A 19656-nucleotide genomic window follows, 5' to 3' on the forward strand; every position below is an offset into this window, starting at 1 on the left:
TAACGCTCCGCCTGGGGAATGCGGGCACCCCCAGGCTATAGGCGTTCGTGCGCGCCGGACCGTCGCCGCCGATCCCCCTGTGGCGGGCCGGCGGGCTCAGGCGTCCGGATTGCGACGCGCGATGGCGGCGTTGAGCGCGGTGGCGAAGAGCGTCCACCCGGCGTACGGCAGCAGCAGGAGACCGGCCGTGCGGTCCTCGCGCAGGAGGCGGCGGGTCAGCAGCGCGTTCGACACGTCGAGGGCGAGGATCTCCGCGAGCGCGAGGCGGGGGTTGCGCGCCTTGAAGAACAGCGGCGGCCAGGCCGTGTTGAGCACCAGGTTCACCGCGAGCGCCCGCCGCAGGGCCGGCCGTGAGCCGTCGCCGGCCCGCGACAGCGCGCGGGCGGAGGCGTAGGCGATCGTCGCGTACAACGGCGTCCAGACCAGGCCGAACGTCTGCGGCGGCGGCTGCCAGGAGGGCTTGCGCAGCCGGCGGTACCAGCCGGAGCGCGCGTCGGTGGACAGGCCGCCGACCGCGGCGGCGGCGGTCACGGCGAGGGCCGTGCGCAGCAGCGTCTTCGTCGATGTGGATCTCATGGATCTTCCTCTGCCCCGTGCGGCGCCTTCATGCGGGAATGTGGTTGCGCAGGCGCAGCGCGTCGGGATACGGGGACAGGTAGGTCTGGTCGCGGACGTAGCCGACCCCCGCGCCCCTCGCGTGGTGCCGGAGCAGGGCGATCGGCACCGTCAGGGCGACCCTGCGGGCCCCGTACGACGCGATCACCTCGGCCACGTCGGCCCGGCGGACCGGGTCGAGTTCCCGGCCGATCATGCCGAGGCAGTGGTGCAGGACGTTGACGTGGCGCCCGACCGTGGCCCTGGTGGCGAGGGCCGTCCGGAACGCCCGGTCGTAGTCCCTGGCCAGCGCGTCCCTGGCCGGCGCGTCCCTGGGCCGCTCGCCCGCCGCCGCCACGAGCCGCCCGATCTCCCGGTACGCCGCGGGCGCGTGCGCGAGGATCTGCATCTTGTGCCGGGTGTGGAAGGCGACCAGGTCGCGGGGGCGCCAGTCGCCTGCCAGCAGGGCCCGCAGGCGGGCCGAGGCGAAGATCCGCTCGACGAACTCCTCGCGCAGCACGGCGTCGTGCAGCCGGCCCTCGTCCTCGATCGCCAGCTCCGGCCGGGCGGCGGCGATCGCGGCGGCGAAGACGCCCCTGCCGCGCCGGTCGGCCGGCCCGCGCTCTCCCCCGTACACGGGGATCCCGTGGAGTCCGCAACTCGGGCTCCTCGACTTGAACACGTACCCGTCGACGTCCGCCAGACCGGCCGCGCGCCCGGCGGCGAGGGCGGTCATCGGCGCGGTCAGGTCCGCGCGCGTCCGGCGGGTCATCAGCCGGGGCCCGTCGGCGGAGCGCTCCAGGCGGAGCGTCTCGCGCGGAGCGCCGAGACCGATCTCGATCTCGGGGCACACCGGCACCCAGTCCACGTGCTCCGACAGTTCGCCGGTGAGGAACCGGTCACGGCTGTGGCCGCCGTCGAACCGCACGGGAGCGCCGAGCAGGCAGCTCGACACGGCCACCCTGGGCCTGATCCCCTCCGCCGGTTCCATGGTCAGGCCGCCGTCCGCAGCAGCGTGGACAGGCGGTGCAGACCGCGCGCCGTACGCGCCTTGACCGTGCCGAGCGGGACGCGCAGGTGCTCGGCGATCTCCCGCTGGGTCAGGTCCCCGTAGTACGCCAGCTCGATCGCCTGGCGCTGCACCTGGGGCAGGGCGGCGAGCGCGCGCCGGACGCGGTCGCGGTCGGCGAACTCGTCGCCGTCCAGCCGGCCGTCGTGCCCCGCCGGGTCGGGCACCGCATCGAGCGGCACCGTCGCGGGCGTGCGCGCCCGCAGGTGGTCCACCGCGCGGTTGCGGGCGATGCCGAACAGCCAGGCCGACAGGCTGCGGCCCGGGTCGAAGCGGTGCCGGAAGCGCCACACCTCGGTGAAGACGACCTGGAGGACGTCCTCGACGTCCTGCGGCGGCACGAGTCTGCGCAGGTAGGAGCGCACGGCCGGCGAGTGGGAGCGGTAGCACTCCCCCAGGGCGCCCACGTCTCCCGCGGCGAGGCGGAACTCCAGCGTCTCCTCCATCGGCCCCCCTTGACGCGAAAACTTATTCAAAATCTATTCATAACTGCCCGCGCTTGGAGAGGGCAACCATGGGGGCCGAACGCTGGATTCAAAAAGCGCCAAAGGGCGCGAATTCACCGCAGAGTGGTCATTACCGCCGAGATGGCGTCGCGAAACGTCGCCACCCGGACGACCTCCGCGGGCAGGTCGTCCCCCCACCCGGGGCCGCCTGCCACGACGCGGCAGGCGGGGCGCAGCCGCGGCAGACCGGCCAGCGGCGCCGGATCGCCGGTCTCCCGCATCTGCGACCACACGAACACCGCCGCGGGGCCGAGGCGGCGCATCGCGTCCGCCAGCGCCCGGTACGGCGTGCGCGCCCCGAGCACACGAGTCTCCACCCCGAGCGTGCCGAGCGCCGCGGCCAGGGCGTGGACCGGCAGCGCGTGCTGCTCCTCCTCGGCGGCGGCCAGCAGGACCGGACGGGGATGCACGGGCGAGGGCGCACGGGCGGCGAACCGCGCGAGCGCGGCCTGGAGCCGCTCGCAGAACAGGTGCTCGACGTCGATCCCGGCGCACGTGTCCCGCTGCCTGCGGCTGACGGCCGCGAACACCGGCAGCACCAGCCGCTCCCACGTCCACACCACGCCGTGCGTGGTCAGCGCCGCGTCCAGTCCCGCGCTCATGGTCGGGGCGTCCAGCGCCGTCACCGCGCGGGCCAGCATCACCGCCGACAGCAACCCGGGTTCCGCGGCCTGCCGTACGGCGGGCGCGGACGGCGCGGGCGGCACGCGCGGCTCGGACGGCCCGGGGGACTCGTGCGGCTCGGACGGCACCAGCGGCGGTTTGGCGGGCGCAGCGGACTCCGGCGGCGCGGCGGCGCCCGGCCACGCCGTGGGCGCCGCCCGCTCTCCCGATGCGGACCTCGGCCGCAGCGCCTGCCTGGCGGCGTCGGCCGGCGGCATCCCGGCCCGGATCAGCCGGTTCATCTCCTCCAGCCGGCGCAGGTCCGCGTCGTCGTAACGGCGGTGCCCGCCGGGACTGCGCCTGCTCGGGCCGATGCCGTACCTGAGGTTCCACGTGCGCAGCGTGGACGCGGGCACGCCGAGCCTCCGGGAGACGGCCCCGATGCCGTAGCCCGGCTCCTCCTCGGCGGCCGCGTTCTCGCCGGCGCCCGGTGCGTCCTCGTCTGCCACCCGCTCACCCCGTTGTCCGTCCGGCCGGTCGTCCCGGCCGCTCGCCGTGCTCCGGCCGCCCGTCCGCGTGCCCGCCGGCCGGCCTCCGGCCCGCGGTCGCGCGCCTAGCGAGCACCGGGCCCAGGGCCGGGCACGGCGCACCGGGGGCCGCACGCGCACGGTCCTCGTGGCCGCCGCCGCCCCTGCCGGCCACCCCCCTGGCCTTGTTTCGGCGGGGGAGCCCGGCACGGATGCAACCGCCGGTGCGGGCGGGCGCGAAAACTCTACTGACGGCGCCGCCGATCACCGTAACGATCGAAGGAGCAGTGCGCATGGTGACGTTGACCCGCGAGACCGGCGGCGTCGGGGAGGAGACGCGGGAGCCGTCCGATCGCCACCTGCCCGGCCCGCCCGACGGCGCCCTGTCCGACGCCGGCCTGATCGACAGTCCCCCTTTCGACCGGGACCTGTTCGACCGGGACCTGTTCGACCGGGACCTGTTCGACCGTGCCCTGTTCGACCGGGCCCTGGACGAGCTGCTCCGGCGTGAGATGGACCGGCTGTCCTTCCTCGGGACCGAGGACCGGGAGACGTTGCGGAGCCACCTCGCCGGCTTCGTCGCGCGCGGCGGCAGGCGGCTGCGACCGGCTTTCGTGTACTGGGGCCACCGGGCCTCCGGCGGCTCCCCCGACGACCTCGACGCCGTGCTGGCGGCGGGCTGCTCGATCGAGCTCCTCCACGCGTGCGCGCTGATCCTCGACGACGTCATGGACGAGTCGCCGCTGCGGCGCGGCCGCGTCACCGCCCACGTGGCGCTCGCCGAGCGGCATCGGGAGGGCGGCTGGGCCGGATCGTCGCGGCGGTTCGGGGAGTCGGCCGCCGTCCTGCTCGGCATGCTGGCCTTCACCTGGGCCGACTCCGCGCTGCTGACCGACCGCCGCAGGCTGGCCGACGCCCTGGAGGTCCTCACCCAGTTGCGCGTGGAACTGGCCGCCGGGCAGTACCTCGACCTGACCTGCGCCGCCCGGGGCGGGGGCGGCCGCCGGGAGGCCCTGCTGATCTCGACGTACAAGTCGGGCAAATACACGGTTGAGCGGCCGCTGCACCTCGGCCACGCCATCGCCGGGGGCGAGCCCGGGTTGCGCCGGGTCCTCAGCGCGTACGCGCTGCCGCTGGGCGAGGCCTTCCAGCTCCGCGACGACGTCCTCGGCGTCTTCGGCGACCCGGCGCGGACCGGCAAGCCCGCCGGGGCCGACCTGCTGCAGGGCAAGCGGACCTACCTGCTGACGCTGGCACGCGAACGGGCGGACGGCCCGGGCGCGGCGCTGCTCGACGCGCTGCCGGGGCCGGGCGAGGCACGGCCGGACCTCGTGGCGGCGGCCCGGGAGATGATCGTCGCTACCGGCGCGCTGGAGACGGTCGAGCGGCGCATCGGCGACCTGACCGAGGCCGCGGCCGCGGCGCTGTCCGGGGCGGACATGCCCCCGGACGCCCGGTCGGCCCTGCTCGACCTCGCCCGCCGCCTCACCCATCCCGATCCCACGGACCCTCTCCACCGTGATCCCACGGGCCCCCTCACCCACACCGGCCCCGCTCAATCCGGCCCCGCTCGACCCGACCCCGCCGCCCGCGCCCAGCCCGGCCCGGACAGTCGCCACTCCCAACCCGATCCCACGGACCCTCTCCACCGTGATCCCACGGGCCCCCTCACCCACACCGGCCCCGCTCAATCCGGCCCCGCTCGACCCGACCCCGCTCGACCCGACCCCGCCGCCCGCGCCCAGCCCGGCCCGGACAGTCGCCACTCCCAACCCGATCCCACTGGCACTCGCCCTGGCCGGCCCGATCCCGCCGGCGGCGCCACCCGGCTCGGCCCCGCTCCCGTGGCCGGCTCCGCGGAGCCCTCGACCGGCGGAGCCCGCCGATGACCGCGGGCGGGCCGATCGTGGTCGTCGGCGCCGGGCTGGGCGGCCTGGCCGCCGCGATGCGCCTGGCCGGGGCGGGCCGCGAGGTGACGGTCGTGGAAGCCGCCGACGTGCCGGGCGGCTGCTGCGGCACGGCCGCCCTGGGCTCCCACCGCGTCGACACCGGGCCCTCGGTGCTGACCATGCCGGGGGTGCTGGCCGACACCTTCGCCGCCGCCGGGCAGGACCTGGAGCGCTGGCTGCCGCTGCGCCGGCTCGATCCGTACTACCGGCTGACCTTCCACGACGGATCGCGGCTGGACGTGGTGGCGGGGGCCGACGCGATGGCCGAGCGCGTGCGGACGCTGTGCGGGCCCGCCGAGGCCGTGCGTTACCGGCGGTTCCGGCAGTTGCTGGGCGAGATGTTCGAGGCCGAGTGGAGCACGTTCATCGACCGCGACATGACCCGGCTGGGCGCGCTGGCCCGGCCGTACGCGCTGGTGCGGCTGGCCGCGCTCGGCGGCTTCCGCCGGCTGGACGGGCTCGTGCGGCGCCACCTCACCGACGAGCGGCTGATCAGGGCGCACACGTTCCAGGCGCTGTACGTCGGCCTGTCACCGCGCCGCGCCCTCGGCGTGTACGCCGTGATCGCCCACATGGACACGGTCGGCGGGGTCTACTTCCCCCGCGAGGGCGGCATGCACGCCGTCCCGCGGGCCATGGCCGCCGCCGCCGAGAAGGCCGGGGCCGTCTTCCGCTACGGCGTGCGGGCCACGCGGATCGAGACCGACGGGGCGGGGGTCGTCGCCGTCCGCCTCGACACCGGGGAGCGGCTGGCGGCCCGGCACGCCGTGGTGGCCTGCGACCTGCTCCGGGCCCACGGGCGGCGGGACGGCGACGGCCTGCTGCCCGAGGAGGCGGCCGACTGGCGGCTGCGCCGGCCACGGCTGTCCCCCTCGTGCCTGGTGGCGCACTTCGCGCTGGACCGGCGCCCGGACGGCCAGGCCCACCACACCCTGCACTTCGGGCGCGAGTGGGAGACGACGTTCGCGGAGCTGGAGGCGGGCAGGCCGCAGCCGGACCCGAGCCTGCTGGTGACCTGCGTTGACAACCACGGGCCTGACAACCACGGGCCTGACAACCACGGGCCCGCCGTGCTCAGCGTGCTGGAGCCGGCCCCCAACACGCGGGGCGAAGCCGACTGGACCGCGCTCACCCCCCGCCTCGTGGACCGCATGCTGGACCGGCTCGCCGGCCTCGGGTACGGCGACCTGTCCGGCACGCCCCGGCTGGTGTTCGATCCTCCCGCCTGGCGGCGGCGCGGCCACTCGGGCGGCACGCCCTTCGCGCTCGACGCCCGTTTCACCCAGACCGCGTGGTTCCGCCCGTCCGGCATGGCCCGGCGGGTCCCCGGCCTCCACTTCGCGGGCATGTACACGGCGCCCGGCGTCGGGGTGCCGCCCGTGCTGATCTCCGGCCGCCTGGCCGCCGAACGCATCCTGGAGAGCACCCCATGAGCGCGCCACCACAGGCGCCGGCCGCGACGCTGACGGCCGGCTACGAGCGGTGCCGCAGGCTGCACGCGAGCTACGGCCGCTCGTACTACCTGGCCACCCGCCTGCTGCCCGCCTGGAAACGGCCGCACGTCCACGCGTTGTACGGCTTCGCCCGCTACGCCGACGAGATCGTCGACTCGTTCGCGGTGACCGGCGACCGGTCCGCGGCGCTGGAGCGCCTGTCCTCCCGGCTCGCCGCCGCGCTGGACGGCGAGCACGTCCGCGACCCGGTGCTCCCCGCCTTCACGCACACGGTGCGGGCGTTCGGGATCGACCACGCCGACGTGCGGGCGTTCCTCGCGTCCATGCGCGCCGACCTCACCGTGGACCGGTACGCGACCTACGACGACCTGCTGGGATACATGGAAGGGTCGGCGGCGGTCATCGGGACGATGATGCTGCCGGTGCTGGAGGCCCTGCCGGGCGAGGAGAGGCGGGCCCGCGAGCCTGCCCGCCAGCTCGGGCTGGCCTTCCAGCTCACCAACTTCATCCGCGACGTGCGCGAGGACCTGACACGGGGCCGCGTCTACCTGCCGCTCGCCGACCTCGACAAGTTCGGCGTGACGGAGGCCGACCTGGCCGCGCCGTACGCCACGCCGGCCGTGCGGGAGCTGGTGGCCTACGAGTGCGACCGCGCCCGCGACCACTACCGGCGGGCCCGTGACGGGATCGCGCTGCTCGCGCCCTCGTCCCGCCCCTGCATCAGGGCGGCGTACGAGCTGTACGGCGGCATCCTGGACGAGATCGGAGCGGCCGGGCACGACGTGCTGGCGAGGCGGGCCAGGGTCTCCCGGCGGCGCAGGCTCGCGATCTTCGCCCGGCACCTGTTCGCCGCACGGGCCGCCGCCCGAGCCGAACGCCGGGTGGAGGTCGCGTGACGTCCCGCCCGGTCGTGGTCGACGCCATGGGCGGGGACCACGGGCCCGCGGAGATCGTCCGGGGAGCGGTCGAGGCGTGGCGGGAGCACGGCGTGCCCGTCGTCCTCGTCGGCCGGGCCGGGGTCGTACGCGGCGAACTGGCCCGGCTCGGGGCGGCGGGCGAGATCGACGTCGCGCACGCCGCCGACGTCGTGCCGATGACCGAGCGGGGCGCGGGTGCGGTCCGCATGCCCCGCTCCAGCCTGTCCGTCGGCTTCGACCTGCTGCGGGAGGGAGCCGGCGCCGCGTTCGTGTCGGCGGGGTCCACCGGGGCCGTGGTCGCCTGCGCGGCCGACCGGCTCGGCACCGCGCCCGCCGTGCTGCGCCCCGCGCTGGCCGTGGCGCTGCCGACCACGGCGGGCGGGGTCACCGTGCTGGTCGACGCCGGCGCGACCGTGGACCCCATGCCCGAGATGATCGCCCAGTTCGCGCTGCTCGGGGCGTCGTACGCGCAGCTCGTGCTGGGCGTGGCCGACCCTCGCGTCGGGCTGCTGTCGATCGGCGCGGAGCCCGGCAAGGGGAACCGGCTGACCCGCCGGGCCGAGACCCTGCTGCGCGGCCTGCCGCTGCGTTTCCACGGCAACGTGGAGGGCGGCGACGTGCTCACCGGGGTCGTCGACGTGATCGTCACCGACGGGTTCACCGGCAACGTCGTGCTGAAGAACGTGGAGGGGACCGTGCGCGCCATGCTCGCCCTCGCGGCGGCGGAGGGCGTGGCCGGCCCGGCCGGCCTCCGCCGGGTGGCGGCCCGCTACGACCCCGAGACGCACGGCGGCGCGGCCCTCCTCGGGCTCACCCGCACCGTCGTCGTGGCGCACGGCTCCTCCCGGGCCGGGACCGTCGCCCGGGCCTGCGTGGTCGCACGCGACCTCGCCGAGGGCGAGGTCGTCGCCCGGCTCGGCGACCGTCTCGCCGTGCAACCGGCGCCGTGACCTCCCGCGCGTCCGGGCGCCGCCCCGGCGGTTCAGGGATCGGCCCGGAGACCGGCGAGGGGGTCGGCGCCGTCCCAGGTGCCCACGCTCGCACAGGGAACGAACCGGGCGAACAGCTCCTCGGAGTACCAGTCATGGGCGCGGACCCGTTCGACGACCTCACGGTGCGCCCGCCCGGCGTAGGCGAACGCGCGGACGGCGGCGGCGTCACGCCACAGGGAGAAGGTGGCCTGCCGGGCCAGCGGCCACTCCCCCAGCCCGACGGAGGCCAGGCAGCCCTCCTGGGCTCGCAGCCACCCCTCGACGGCGGGCACGGACCGGTAGAACGCGACCAGACGCGACGGCCGGATCGACGCCCGGGTCAGCACCGCCACGGGCCCGTCCTGCGGCCCCGCCGTGGCGTGCGACGTCGCCCGCGGGGGCGGCCCGGGCACGGGTGTGAACGGCTCGATCCCGTTCCAGCGTCCGCGCGAGGCGATCGGCGCGAGCCGTACGTGCCAGGATTCGACGGCCTCGCGCCGCCACCTGGCGGGGATAGGCGAGCGTGCCAGGAACTCCTCGAGCGCCCGCTCGTCCCGCCAGACGGCGAGCAGCGCCCAGCGGCGCAGGTCGGCGCCGAGGGTCATCGACGTTCCCCGGCCCGAGCCGAGCAGCCGCCAGAACAGCAGCCCTCCGGTGCGGCGCAGCACCGGTCGGTCGAAGGCCATGTGACGCATCGCCCCCCGGTCCGCGTATCGCTGGAGGTGGAACGTGACGACGCTCCCGCCGCTCGTCCCCCTGCTCGTGGCGCTCATCGGCGGCTACCTTCTCGGCTCGGTTCCGGTCGCGGTGCTGGTCGCGGGGCGGCGGGGGGTCGATCCCCGGGAGATCGGCGACCGCAACCCCGGCTTCTGGAACGTGCGCGAACGGCTCGGCGGCCGGACGGCCGCGCCGGTCTTCGCCGGGGACACGGCCAAGGGCGTGCTCGCCGGGCTGCTCGGCCTGCTGGCCGGCGGCGCCCACACCACCGGGCCGGGGGTGGTCGCGGGCCCGAGCGTCCCCGCGGCGTACCTGGCGGTGGGGGCCGCGATGATCGGGCACGCCTGGCCGGTCTTCGCCGGGTTCCGCGGCGGGCGGTCGGTGCTGACCTTCGCCGGCGGCATCGCGGTGATCTGCCCGCCCGCCTTCGGGCTCGCGCTCGCCGTTCTCGGACTGGTCTTCCTGCTCACGCGGTCGTTCGCGGCCGGGGCGCGGGCCGGGGTGTTCGCGATCCCGCTGCTGCAACTGCCGTTCGCGCCGATCGGCCACGTCGCCGCGACCGGCGCGCTCATGTGCCTCATCGGGCTGCGCTTCGGGCAGGCGGCGCTGGCCGCGCGCCGCGCCTGACGGCGCCGGCCTCCGCCGCGCGGCCCGCGGGGAAGACGGGGTAGGCGCGGCTCCGCCAGGTCCTGACGGGCCGCAGCGTCGCCTGCGTCAGCCGTACGGCCGTGGCCGGGTCGAGCAGGAACGACAGCGCCACGCCCGCGCCCGGCCGGGCGTAGCTGCGCCGCAGCGCGGTGGTCAGCAGCACCCGTACGGCGAGCAGCGCCAGGTCGAGCCGGGTCGGCCGCCCGGCGGCCAGGCGGAGCGCCGGCAACGCGGCGGCGAGCCAGACGACGGCGAGGTCGGCCGCCTGCCAGGCGGGGCGGGTGACGTCGCGCAGCGGCAGCGAACGCCCCCACTCCCGCCACACCTCGGCCGCCGACTCGTGCATGTCGACCTCCAGCAGTTCCCCCGCGTCGAGGAAGCCGACCCTCCAGCCGCCGGCGGCGAGGGCTCTGGCGAGGGCGACGTCGTCGGTCATGTGCCCGCGCACCCGGGTGAAGCCGTCGGCCCGCCGCATCGCCTCCCGGCGGAAGGCCAGGCACTGGCCGTTGGCCACCACGCGATGGGGCGGCGGCGGGGCCGGGGGGCCGATGGGGCCGAACCGGTAGACCAGCGTGGCGAGGAACGACGCGTGCAGCGCCTGCTCGGCGAGTCCCTCGCAGACGAAACGGGGGCCCGCGCTGACCAGATCGTGGTCCCGGAGGGCGGCGGCGAGCGCGCCGAACAGGCCCGGCCGTGGCCGCGTGTCCGCGTCCAGCGTGACCACGATCTCGCCGCGCGCCCGCGACAGCCCCTGGTGCAGCGCCCACTGCTTGCCCACCCAGCCGTGCGGCAAGGGGCGTCCGCGCACCACCGTCGCGCCGTACGCGGCGGCGAGCCGCGCGGTGCCGTCCGAGGACTCGTCGTCCACCACGATGACCTCGGTGACGGCGGGGTCGGCCAGCACCGCTCGCAGGCAGGGCCCGAGCCTCCGCTCCTCGTCCCTGGCCGGGATGACCACCGAGATGCCCGGATGTCCGCCGTCGGAGGTCTCCCCCCGGCCGGCGCATGCCGCTGAGGAGTCGCCTCCGGCCGCACCGCCGCCCGGCCCGGTCGTCCGGCCGCCGGAAGGTGTGACGGACGGGGACGCGGTGAGCGGCGGGAGGCGCCGCCGGCCGCGGGCGAGGCGCACCAGCACGACGACGGCGGCGACGGCCTGGGCGGCGGCGAGCAGCCGTCCGGCGGCCCCGGCCCGCGGGCCCCTGCCCATCCCCGCCATCCCGACCACTCCGGCCAGCCCGGCGGCCTCGGCTGTCCCGGCTGTCCCGGCTGTCCTGGACGTCTTGGGCCTCATCGTCCGACCGCCTCGGGCCGCCGCCCGGCACGGGGGAAGTCGCGGCGCACCAGCGCGGCCACGATCCGGCCGCCCATCGCCACCAGCGGCAGCCCGCCTCCCGGATGCACGGACCCGCCGACGAGGTACAGGCCGCGCAGCGGCCCCCGGTTGCCGGGACGGCGGAAGGGGGCCAGCGGGCCGCCGTAGGCGCCGCCGTAGATCGCCCCGCCCCACGCGCCGTACCGGTCGCGCAGGTCGGCCGGGGTCAGCAGGTCGAGGAAGCGCAGCCGTCCGGACAGGTCGTGACCCCTGCTCGCCAGACAACCGAGGACGAGCTCCGCGTACGCCTCGGGCGGCATCGGCCAGCGCGCGGGGTCGCCGGCGGGAACGTTCACCAGCATGCTCCAGCTCTCGGCGCCCGCGGGAGCCTGGGTGGGGTCGTCCACCGCGGGGCAGGCGATGTACACCGTGGGGTCCTCCGGCGGCCGCCGCCGGTCGAAGATGTCGCCGAACTCGCGCCGGTAGTCGGCGGAGAACACGACCGAGTGGTGCGGCATGCCCTCGGTCCGCCCCTCCACGGCGGCGAGCAGCAGGAAGGCGGACGACGACAGGCCCAGCCCGGCGATCCGGCGAAGCCGGGCACGGTCGGGCAGGAGCCGCCCGTACAGGGCCGCCGCGTCGGCGTTGACGATCACGATGTCGGCCCGGACCGCCTCGCCCCGGGCCGTGCGGACGCCGCCGACCCGCCCCGGGCCCGCGATCAGTTCGGTGATCTCGGTCTCCAGGTGGACCTCGACGCCCGCCTTCTCGAGCGCCCCGGCCAGCGCGTCGGCGAGGCGGGGCAGCCCGCCCCGCACGTACCACCCGCCGTCTCCGTGCTCGATGGCGGGGACGCAGCCCAGGGCGGCGGGCGCGCGGTAGGGGTTCGACCCGGCGTAGGTGGCGTAGCGGCCGACGTACTGACGCAGGCGGGCGTCCCGGAAGAACCGGCCGGCCAGCGCGTCCAGGGTGCGGCCGGGCGCGACCGCGAGCAGGTCGCCCGGCCGGGGCCGCGGGACGGCGCCGCGCCGCCCGGCGTCCGGCCGTCCGTCCGTGATCTCGGCGGCCCGCCCTCCGGACCACGGGATCGGCGGCTCGACGACGGGCCCGGACAGCGGTCCGGCGAAGAAGGTGCGCATCGAGGCGTCCAGGCATCGCCCGGCCCAGCGGTGGTAGGCCCGCCAGCGGCGGCCCTCGCCGGGCGCGAACCGGTCGACCGCCTCCGCCGTACGCTCCGGGTCGCGGTAGGTGGACAGCGTCGAGCCGTCCGGCCAGTGATAGCGGCACAGCTCGTCGAGTTCGAGCAGGTCGAGCGGGACGCCGAGGTCCAGGAAGATGCCCGGCAGCGTGAGCAGCGAGGGACCGATCGAGAACGTGAAGCCGTCCCGCCTGTGTTCCGCCAGCTTGCCGCCCAGGCGGGGCAGCCGCTCGTAGACGCGCACCTCGTGCCCGTCCCGCGCGAGCAGCAGGGCGGCCACCATGCCGCCGACGCCGCCCCCGACCACGATCACCTCCGCCATGCGCGCCCCCAGGCGAGCAGGGCGAACGTGCCCATCGCGAGCCCTCCGGCGGCGGCCACGCATGGATCGGGCGGCCGGAAGACCACGGCGAAGCCGACGGTCTCCATCGCCGCCATCACCGTGTAGAGGGCGACCAGCCCGGTGGCCTCCGCCCGGCCGCCGTCCGTACGTCCCGTGAGACGGTCGACGAGCGTCATGACCAGGAGGGAGACCAGCAGCCACCCGGCGAAGTTGCCGAGCGGCACACCGCGGTACGGCCCGGGCTCCGCCCAGACCCACAGCCCGAGCCGGAGCATCTGCGGGTCGAGGAACAGGTCCCAGGCGGTGAGCGCCAGGGCGCCCACGAGGATCGCGATCACCCGGCCGCGCGGCGCCACGCGGCGGGCGACGGCGTGGGCGGCCAGGCCCATGCCGCCCCACGCGAGGGCGACGACCAGCGGGACGCCGCCGGGCCGCGGCCACAGGGCGTCGGTGTAGCGGTAGTCGCCGAAGGGCAGGCCCGTCCTGATGCCGGCCCATTCGGCGGCGAAACCCGCCGCCACCGCCGCCGCGAACGCGCCCGCCGCCCTGCCCGGGCCGTACGCCGCCGCCGCGAAGGCGAGCGCGCTCACCGCGAGCAGGACCACGACCACGGTGGTGAGGCGCAGGTCGTGGGGCCGCAGCCCCGTCGCGATCTGGGCGGCCACCATCGCGGCCAGCGCGGCCACACCGGCCATCCGGATCACACCGGCCGTGCGGGCCGTGCGGAGGATGCGGACGAGGCCGGCCGTGCGGGCCATGCGGGCCACAGCGACCATGCGGGCCACGCCGTCCTTGCCGTCCTTGCCGGCGCTGTCCGGCCGCGGCCCGCCGGGCGGCCGGGCCGGCCACGGCCCCGTCAGGCGCGGCCGGCGTGATCCGCGCCGCTCGGAGGGCGTGCCGTCAGCCTCGGCCGCCCTCTTCTCTGTGGCATCCCACGTCTCCACACAGGGTGATTCGAGCCGATCCCCCTGATCGGATGCCCCCGGCCCATGCGGGGCGGCTCATCGGCCGCGGGCACGCCACGACGCCGGGGTCACCAGCGGTGGTGCACCTGCGGACGGATCAAATCGTCGTAGATCCCGCGGACCGCGTCGTGCGTCTCGGCCGGCAGAGCGGAAAACCGCGCCGCCGCCGCGTTGGCCTCGGCCTGGTTCGGGTTGCGGGCGCCGGGGATCACGACGCTGACCCCGGGCTGGTCGATGATCCAGCGCAGCGCGAACTGCGCCATCGTCATGCCCTCGGGCACGAGGTCGCGCAGCCGGTCGACCGCCTGGAGGCCGACGCCGTACTCGACGCCGGAGAAGGTCTCGCCGACGTCGAACGCCTCGCCCTGACGGTTGAAGTTGCGGTGGTCGTCCTCGGCGAAGACCGTCTGCGGGCCGTACTTGCCCGACAGCAGGCCGCTGGCGAGCGGAACCCGGGCGATGATGCCCACACCGGCCTTCTCCGCGGCGGGCAGGACCTCGTCCAGCGGCTTCAGCCGGAAGGCGTTGAGGATGATCTGCACGGTGGCCACGCCGGGCCGCGCGATCGCGGTCAGGGCCTCGGACACCGTCTCCACGCTCACGCCGTACGCGGCGACGCGGCCCTCGGCGACCAGCGTGTCGAGCGCGTCGAAGACCTCGTCGGTGTCGAAGACGGCGCTCGGCGGGCAGTGGAGCTGCACCAGGTCGAGCGTGTCGACGCCCAGGTTGGCGCGGGATCGGTCGGTCCAGGCGCGGAAGTTGTCGAGGGTGTAGACGTCGGGCGTCTGCTGCACCCTGCGGCCCATCTTCGTGGCCACGGTCAGGCCGGACCGTTCCTTCAGCAGCTTCCCGATGATCTTCTCGCTGCGGCCGTCGCCGTACACGTCGGCCGTGTCGATGAAGGTGGTCCCGGCGTCGACCGCGGCGTTGAGCGTGGCCAGGGCGTCCGCCTCGCTCACCTCGCCCCAGTCGGCCCCGAGCTGCCAGGCTCCCAGCCCGACGACGCCAACCTGCCTGCCCGTCCTGCCCAACACGCGCTGTTCCATGAGGTCAGATCGTAGCGGGGCAGCTCAGGCGGGGGGCGCTCCACCCGCCAGGTGGCGCAGGAACCAGTCGCGGGCGAGCCGCGCGACCGTCTCCAGGGCGCCCGGCTCCTCGAACAGATGCGTGGCCCGGGGCACGATCTCCAGCTCCACCGGCGCGGTGATCGCCCGCATCGCCGTTCTGTTGAGATCGAGGACGACGGAGTCCCGCTCCCCCACGATCAGCAGCGTCGGCTGGCGCACCGAGTGAAGCGCGTCCCCGGCGAGGTCGGGCCTGCCGCCCCTGGACACCACCGCCCCGACGCCGGCGGGCCGCGCCGCCGCGGCGACGAGCGCGGCGGCGGCGCCCGTGCTCGCGCCGAACAGCCCGACGGGCAGGCCGCCGACGGCCTCGTCCCCGGGCAGCCGGTCGGCCAGCCCGGCCACCCGTTCCGCCAGCAGGCCGATGTCGAAGCGCAGATGGCCGGTGACGGCGTCGGCGCGCTCCTCCTCCACCGTGAGCAGATCGGCCAGGACGGTGGCCAGCCCGGCCCGCTGCAGCTCCCCCGCGACGTACCGGTTGCGCGGGCTGTGCCGCCCGCTGCCGCTGCCGTGGGCGAACAGCACCGCCCCCCTGGCCTCCCCGGGGACCACGACGTCCGCGTCGAGCACGACCCCGCCGACGGGGATCCGCACGCTGAGTTCGACTCCGCTCATGACGCCCGCCCTCCCCGGCCGCGCCCAGCTGGACTCCGCTGAGATCCGCCGGCCTCTGCCGGCCTCTGCCGACTTCTGCCGACCTCCGCGGAACAACCGGGCGTACCCCTGGCCGCTCCCGGCAAACTCGCGCGGTCCGCCCGTGGGAGCGGGCGGCGTCAGGAGCGGCGCGAACGCATCGCCTTGAGCACGCGCACGCCGTCGTCGCCCGGGCCGCTCCCTCCCGGGCCGCCGGCTTGACCCTCCACCAGGCGCCGGTACTCCTCCGACTCCATCGGGCACAGCGCGATCCGGCCGTCCCGGTCGAACAGCAGCCCCCAGCCGTGCTTCTTGGGCAGGGGCGAGGCCCGCAGGCAGGCCTGGGAACGGGAGAAGAACTCCTTCCTGAGCTCCGCGCGCCGCTGTTCCGAAAGGTCCCGCGGCGGCGGGTCCTGCCGGCGCAACCAGGTCTCGAACAGCACGTCCTCCTGCGTCAGGCCGTACGGCGCGCCGGAGATCAGTTCGTACTGCAGGACGGCGACGGTGGGCCGGCCGCCCCTGGGCTTGGGCACCTCCGCGGCGTCCACCGGGCAGTCGTCGGCGACCGCGATGAGCGTCGAGTAATAGTTGAGATCCTCGGCCATGGCTCCACTATGCCCCGGCCGATCGGCGGCCGGCCCGGGCGGCCGGGGCGGCCTGGGGTCAGGAGCGGACGCCGGACGTCCCCGCCGGGCGCGGCTCCGGGATGAGGCGCACCCCCTCGGGCAGACCACACAGGTGCACCGCGCCGCTGCCCTCCCTGGCCTCCAGGTCGACCCGCGTACCCGCCAGCGGCATTCCGGAGACGCGCAGGTCCCCGAACCCCTCCGGCAGCGCCGGCGCGATCCACACCTTGCCGTACGGCACCCACGGGTCGATGCGCAGCAGGAGCCGTACGAGCTGGATCGGGGTGGCCGAGGCCCAGGCCTGCGGCGAGCACGAGGTCGGGTACGGCACCGGCACGCCGAACTCCCCCCGGTCGAACCCGCAGAACAGCTCCGGCAGCCGGTCGCCGAAGGCGCGGGCGGTGTCGAGCAGCCCCATGGCGATGCGCTGGGCCTCCTCCACGAAGCCGTAGCGCATGAGCCCGGCCGCGGTGAGCGCGCTGTCGTGCGGCCAGACGGAACCGTTGTGGTAGCTCATCGGGTTGTAGGCGCCCATGTCGGAGGCGAGGGTGCGGACGCCGAAGCCGGTGAACATCCGGGGTGACAGCAGATGCTCGGCCACGGCCGCGGCCTTGTCGCGGTCGACGATCCCCGACCACAGACAGTGGCCCATGTTGGAGGCGAGGGCGTCGATCGGGCGGCCCTCGTGGTCGAGCCCGACGGCGAAGTAGCCGCGGTGGGGCAGCCAGAACCGTTCGTTGAACCGGGCGCGCAGCGCGGCTGCCCGCTCCCGGTAGCGCCGCTCGGTCTCGGTGTCGCCCGCCTCCTGGGCGAAGTAGTGGCGGGCGATGTAGGCGGCGTAGACGTATCCCTGCACCTCGGCCAGGGCGATGGGCGGCCGGGCGATCGTGCCGTCGGCGAAGTTGACGCCGTCGAAGGAGTCCTTCCAGCCCTGGTTGAGCAGGCCCTGGTCGGTCTTGCGCTGGTACCACAGGAACCCGTCGCGCATGCCGTACCGCTCGATCCACTCCAGCGCGGCGTCGGCGTGCGGGAGCAGCCGCTCCACCGCCGCCCGGTGCAGGCCCCAGCGGCGCAGCTCGCCGAGGAGGATGACGAACAGCGGGCTGGCGTCCACCGAGCCGTAGTAGGCGTGCCCGCCGGCCGACGTGTCGTCCTGCCGGGCGCCGTAGCGCAGCTCGTGCATGATCTTGCCGGGCTCCTCCTCGGTCAGCGGGTCGACCTCGGTGCCCTGCAGGGCGGCCAGCCGGCCCAGCGTGCCGTGCGCCAGTTCGGGGTCGAGCGGCAGCGCCATCCACGCGGTGAGCAGCGAGTCGCGGCCGAACAGCGTCATGAACCAGGGCGCCCCCGCCGCGACGGTGGGCGGCAGCTCGGGATGCTCGGGATCGAAGAGCCGCAGCGCGCCGAGGTCGTCGTGCGACTGGCGCAGGATTCCCGCCAGAGCGGTGTTGGTCGCCGTCACCTTGGGCAGGCGCTTGTCCCACTCGAACAGCTGTCCGGCCCGCCGGGCCAGCGCGGGCGACAGCCGCTTCTCTGAGTACCACGGCTCGGTCTCGACCCCGTCGATGATCGGGTTGGCCTGGACGCAGGTCGTCCATTCGCCGCGCGGCGGCACCACCACGCGGAAGACGAGCAGGCGCGGGTTGACCACCGGCATCACCGGGGTGCCGTCGGCCTTGGCCGCCACCCGCACCCCCCTGGCCTTGCTGACCGAGAACATGCGCAGCGACCGTTCCTCCGCCGCGGTCGTCACGTCGGCCACCCAGTGCACCCGGTGGGTCTTCACCTCGAACAGGTCGCACACGTCGGAGCCGATGTGCAGGGTCACCATGCAGCCGGCCGGCTCGTGGGACATGTTGCGGATGGTGACGTCCTCCGACAGCCCACCGCCCACGTACCTGTCGCGCACGATCAGCAGCGTGCTCTCCGCCTGTCCCGGCCGCGGCGCCGTCCGCCCGACGAAGGTCGCGTGGTACGGCTCGCCGGCGAGGACCTGGAGCTCCTCGATCGGGCTGTCGTCGACCCGCAGCTCCCAGTGGGACAGCAGCCGGGTGTCGGCGTAGTAGATCCCCTGCGCCGACCCGGGCAGGATGTCGCCGTTGCGGGCCGACACGCAGAACGATCCCCCGGCCACGAGCGTCATGGCGCCCCCGCCGATGGCGCTGGGCTGTCCCTCGAACGTCCACCCGCTCGTCATGCCGATCACCCCGGCCCGGTCTCCCGATCCCGACGGTTGCCCTCATACCCGGAGACCGCCGCCCGCACTTGCAGTCTCATGTCCGTGTTGGCCGCATGACGGCTCGACCAGGGCCGCTTTACCGGCCCATGACCCGGCGTTGCCTACTCTTCCCCCCGTGCGCAGGTGGGTGAGCCCGGAAGGGCACGAGGTGGACCTGGTGGTCATCGAGGGCCGCGGGCTGCTGCGCGTCCGCCACCTGGGCTACCACGTGGGCTACTGCGCCTCCGTCGAGGAGGTCGCGGCCCATCTCGATCTCGCCGATCTGGTGGAGGTCGTCGACCTGCGCCGCGCCGCCAGGGCCCGCGGACACGGGTGAGGGGCGAGCCGGTCCGGCTCACCCCTCCCTCGTGTCACCGCCCCGCCTCACGACGGCGCGGGCGCTCAGTCCCAGCCCGGCATGTTCCAGAAGTCGTCGGAGATGGGCGCCTTGGACTGGGCCTTGGGCTTGGCCTGGGGCTTGGCCTGGGGCTTGGCGGCCTTCGCCTTACCCGGCTTCTGCATGCCCCAGCCCTGCATCTCCCGCACCCAGGCGCCGGCGTCCTCGTCGTCGGTCTGCCGGGTCGTCGGCTTACGGGTGAAGTCGTTGCCGGACAGCTTCGTGTACGTCGGCTGATTGGACGTGGGGTGAAGGAAGACGTCCTGAGGCGCGCCGCCGCCGTTGGCGGTGTTCTTGCCGGTGGCGGGCATCGTGAACATGGAGCCGTTGGCCGGCTGCGAGCCGTTCGCCTGGTCGCCAGGGCGGCTGATCAGCGGAACGTTCGGGCCGGCCCCGGTCGGGCCGTCGCCGCGCGGGGCGGCGGCACCCGCGCCGCCGTTCGCCTGCGTACCGGTCGCGGGCCGGTTGGCGGGACGGCCGTTCGCCGCCGGACCGTTCGCCCGGTTCTCGGCCTGGTCGTCGGCCGACATGAACGGGCCGACCTTCGCGCCCTTGTCCAGGATGTCCAGCGTCTTCGCGGCGACGAAGTCGGGCTCCTCCGGGTGGTTCATCGCCAGTGCGGCGATCTGCTTGCCGGGCGACATCGGCTCCCTGGCGGACAGCGGAGCCTGGTCGCCGGGCGCACCCGCGGGACCCGAAAGAAGAGCGGCGGCGAGTACGGCAGTACATAGAGGCATGAGAATTTCCCCCGAAATCTGGTGGACGGTACAAGAACGAAGGTAAGCGCACGATGCCGGGCGATCACGGACCCGACGCTCAGTGTCCGGTCAAATAAGAGGATCAGCCGCTTCAGGACATAGGCCGCAGGTCACACACCGCCCGCCGGCC

At 75.4% G+C, this 19656-nt stretch carries 19 protein-coding genes; 6 read left to right on the plus strand and 13 right to left on the minus strand.

Features of this window, described 5'->3' with window-relative positions; genetic code table 11:
• Window positions 1-96 precede the first annotated feature (96 nt).
• The 4 genes from ACWEQG_RS04775 to ACWEQG_RS04790 form a co-directional block, all read right to left on the minus strand.
• Complete coding sequence (locus ACWEQG_RS04775; protein WP_452281760.1) at window positions 97-576, minus strand: TspO/MBR family protein; 480 nt, start codon at window positions 574-576, stop codon at window positions 97-99.
• 28 nt (window positions 577-604) lie between these two features.
• Window positions 605-1585 (minus strand): YbgA family protein, encoded by a 981-nt coding sequence (locus tag ACWEQG_RS04780; protein WP_452281762.1) that lies wholly within the window; start codon window positions 1583-1585, stop codon window positions 605-607.
• A 2-nt stretch (window positions 1586-1587) separates the two neighbouring features.
• Window positions 1588-2109, minus strand: coding sequence for an RNA polymerase sigma factor (locus ACWEQG_RS04785; protein WP_452281764.1), 522 nt, complete (start codon window positions 2107-2109; stop codon window positions 1588-1590).
• Window positions 2110-2222: 113 nt separating this feature from the next.
• Window positions 2223-3281 carry a MerR family transcriptional regulator gene (locus tag ACWEQG_RS04790; protein ID WP_452281766.1) on the minus strand — a complete coding sequence of 353 codons (1059 nt, stop codon included), beginning with the start codon at window positions 3279-3281 and terminating at the stop codon, window positions 2223-2225.
• Between the two features lie 311 nt (window positions 3282-3592).
• On the opposite strand from ACWEQG_RS04790, the gene ACWEQG_RS04795 reads away from it, so the two are divergent.
• From ACWEQG_RS04795 to plsX, 4 genes are read left to right on the plus strand one after another with little or no spacing between them, the layout of a single operon-like run.
• Window positions 3593-5188 carry a polyprenyl synthetase family protein gene (locus ACWEQG_RS04795; RefSeq protein WP_452281767.1) on the plus strand — a complete coding sequence of 532 codons (1596 nt, stop codon included), beginning with the start codon at window positions 3593-3595 and terminating at the stop codon, window positions 5186-5188.
• A complete protein-coding gene (locus tag ACWEQG_RS04800; protein ID WP_452281769.1) occupies window positions 5185-6681 on the plus strand; it encodes a phytoene desaturase family protein in 1497 nt (498 codons plus the stop codon). The genes ACWEQG_RS04795 and ACWEQG_RS04800 overlap by 4 nt, the downstream gene beginning before the upstream one ends.
• Entirely contained in the window at window positions 6678-7598 is a 921-nt protein-coding gene (locus ACWEQG_RS04805; protein ID WP_452281771.1) for a phytoene/squalene synthase family protein, read from the plus strand. The genes ACWEQG_RS04800 and ACWEQG_RS04805 overlap by 4 nt, the downstream gene beginning before the upstream one ends.
• On the plus strand, window positions 7595-8569 hold the full coding sequence (gene plsX / locus ACWEQG_RS04810; RefSeq protein WP_452281773.1) for a phosphate acyltransferase PlsX: 975 nt from the start codon (window positions 7595-7597) through the stop codon (window positions 8567-8569). Before ACWEQG_RS04805 ends, plsX begins: the two co-directional genes overlap by 4 nt.
• A 32-nt stretch (window positions 8570-8601) precedes the next feature.
• Here plsX and ACWEQG_RS04815 read toward each other — a convergent pair whose 3' ends face one another.
• Window positions 8602-9276, minus strand: a complete 675-nt coding sequence (locus ACWEQG_RS04815; protein WP_452281775.1) for a spheroidene monooxygenase — start codon at window positions 9274-9276, stop codon at window positions 8602-8604.
• A 43-nt stretch (window positions 9277-9319) separates the two neighbouring features.
• Between ACWEQG_RS04815 and ACWEQG_RS04820 the strand changes: the two genes are divergently transcribed.
• The gene (locus tag ACWEQG_RS04820; protein WP_452281777.1) at window positions 9320-9934 is read left to right on the plus strand and encodes a glycerol-3-phosphate acyltransferase; all 615 of its coding nucleotides are present in this window, start codon (window positions 9320-9322) and stop codon (window positions 9932-9934) included.
• On the opposite strand, the gene ACWEQG_RS04825 is transcribed toward ACWEQG_RS04820, so the two are convergent.
• The 7 genes from ACWEQG_RS04825 to ACWEQG_RS04855 all read right to left on the minus strand — a co-directional run bounded on the left by ACWEQG_RS04825 (window position 9885) and on the right by ACWEQG_RS04855 (window position 18350).
• Window positions 9885-11246 (minus strand): glycosyltransferase family 2 protein, encoded by a 1362-nt coding sequence (locus ACWEQG_RS04825; RefSeq protein WP_452281779.1) that lies wholly within the window; start codon window positions 11244-11246, stop codon window positions 9885-9887. The genes ACWEQG_RS04820 and ACWEQG_RS04825 overlap by 50 nt on opposite strands.
• Window positions 11243-12787, minus strand: a complete 1545-nt coding sequence (locus ACWEQG_RS04830; protein ID WP_452281781.1) for a phytoene desaturase family protein — start codon at window positions 12785-12787, stop codon at window positions 11243-11245. The genes ACWEQG_RS04825 and ACWEQG_RS04830 overlap by 4 nt, the downstream gene beginning before the upstream one ends.
• Entirely contained in the window at window positions 12775-13752 is a 978-nt protein-coding gene (locus ACWEQG_RS04835; protein ID WP_452281783.1) for a carotenoid biosynthesis protein, read from the minus strand. The genes ACWEQG_RS04830 and ACWEQG_RS04835 overlap by 13 nt, the downstream gene beginning before the upstream one ends.
• An 89-nt stretch (window positions 13753-13841) precedes the next feature.
• Entirely contained in the window at window positions 13842-14819 is a 978-nt protein-coding gene (locus tag ACWEQG_RS04840; RefSeq protein ID WP_452281785.1) for an aldo/keto reductase, read from the minus strand.
• A gap of 24 nt (window positions 14820-14843) precedes the next feature.
• Complete coding sequence (locus ACWEQG_RS04845; RefSeq protein ID WP_452281787.1) at window positions 14844-15512, minus strand: dienelactone hydrolase family protein; 669 nt, start codon at window positions 15510-15512, stop codon at window positions 14844-14846.
• A gap of 158 nt (window positions 15513-15670) precedes the next feature.
• Window positions 15671-16135 (minus strand): DUF6157 family protein, encoded by a 465-nt coding sequence (locus tag ACWEQG_RS04850; protein WP_452281789.1) that lies wholly within the window; start codon window positions 16133-16135, stop codon window positions 15671-15673.
• A 58-nt stretch (window positions 16136-16193) separates the two neighbouring features.
• Window positions 16194-18350, minus strand: a complete 2157-nt coding sequence (locus ACWEQG_RS04855) for an amylo-alpha-1,6-glucosidase (protein ID WP_452281791.1) — start codon at window positions 18348-18350, stop codon at window positions 16194-16196.
• A 157-nt stretch (window positions 18351-18507) separates the two neighbouring features.
• Here ACWEQG_RS04855 and ACWEQG_RS04860 point away from each other — a divergent pair, with 157 nt between their 5' ends.
• Window positions 18508-18708 (plus strand): transposase, encoded by a 201-nt coding sequence (locus ACWEQG_RS04860; RefSeq protein WP_363471428.1) that lies wholly within the window; start codon window positions 18508-18510, stop codon window positions 18706-18708.
• A 65-nt stretch (window positions 18709-18773) separates the two neighbouring features.
• Here ACWEQG_RS04860 and ACWEQG_RS04865 read toward each other — a convergent pair whose 3' ends face one another.
• Window positions 18774-19505, minus strand: a complete 732-nt coding sequence (locus tag ACWEQG_RS04865; protein WP_452281793.1) for a hypothetical protein — start codon at window positions 19503-19505, stop codon at window positions 18774-18776.
• Between the last annotated feature and the right edge of the window lie 151 nt (window positions 19506-19656).

It is taken from the genome of Microbispora sp. NPDC004025, assembly GCF_053604425.1.

Bases quoted from the DNA above. Each gene is read 5' to 3' on its own strand.
- ACWEQG_RS04795 (WP_452281767.1), top strand. From the start codon at position 3,593: ATGGTGACGTTGACCCGCGAGACCGGCGGCGTCGGGGAGGAGACGCGG.
- ACWEQG_RS04825 (WP_452281779.1), bottom strand. From the start codon at position 11,246: ATGAGGCCCAAGACGTCCAGGACAGCCGGGACAGCCGGGACAGCCGAG.
- ACWEQG_RS04840 (WP_452281785.1), bottom strand. From the start codon at position 14,819: ATGGAACAGCGCGTGTTGGGCAGGACGGGCAGGCAGGTTGGCGTCGTC.
- ACWEQG_RS04800 (WP_452281769.1), top strand. From the start codon at position 5,185: ATGACCGCGGGCGGGCCGATCGTGGTCGTCGGCGCCGGGCTGGGCGGC.
- ACWEQG_RS04815 (WP_452281775.1), bottom strand. From the start codon at position 9,276: ATGGCCTTCGACCGACCGGTGCTGCGCCGCACCGGAGGGCTGCTGTTC.
- ACWEQG_RS04865 (WP_452281793.1), bottom strand. From the start codon at position 19,505: ATGCCTCTATGTACTGCCGTACTCGCCGCCGCTCTTCTTTCGGGTCCC.
- ACWEQG_RS04775 (WP_452281760.1), bottom strand. From the start codon at position 576: ATGAGATCCACATCGACGAAGACGCTGCTGCGCACGGCCCTCGCCGTG.
- ACWEQG_RS04780 (WP_452281762.1), bottom strand. From the start codon at position 1,585: ATGGAACCGGCGGAGGGGATCAGGCCCAGGGTGGCCGTGTCGAGCTGC.
- ACWEQG_RS04845 (WP_452281787.1), bottom strand. From the start codon at position 15,512: ATGAGCGGAGTCGAACTCAGCGTGCGGATCCCCGTCGGCGGGGTCGTG.
- ACWEQG_RS04785 (WP_452281764.1), bottom strand. From the start codon at position 2,109: ATGGAGGAGACGCTGGAGTTCCGCCTCGCCGCGGGAGACGTGGGCGCC.
- ACWEQG_RS04855 (WP_452281791.1), bottom strand. From the start codon at position 18,350: ATGACGAGCGGGTGGACGTTCGAGGGACAGCCCAGCGCCATCGGCGGG.
- ACWEQG_RS04830 (WP_452281781.1), bottom strand. From the start codon at position 12,787: ATGGCGGAGGTGATCGTGGTCGGGGGCGGCGTCGGCGGCATGGTGGCC.
- ACWEQG_RS04805 (WP_452281771.1), top strand. From the start codon at position 6,678: ATGAGCGCGCCACCACAGGCGCCGGCCGCGACGCTGACGGCCGGCTAC.
- ACWEQG_RS04850 (WP_452281789.1), bottom strand. From the start codon at position 16,135: ATGGCCGAGGATCTCAACTATTACTCGACGCTCATCGCGGTCGCCGAC.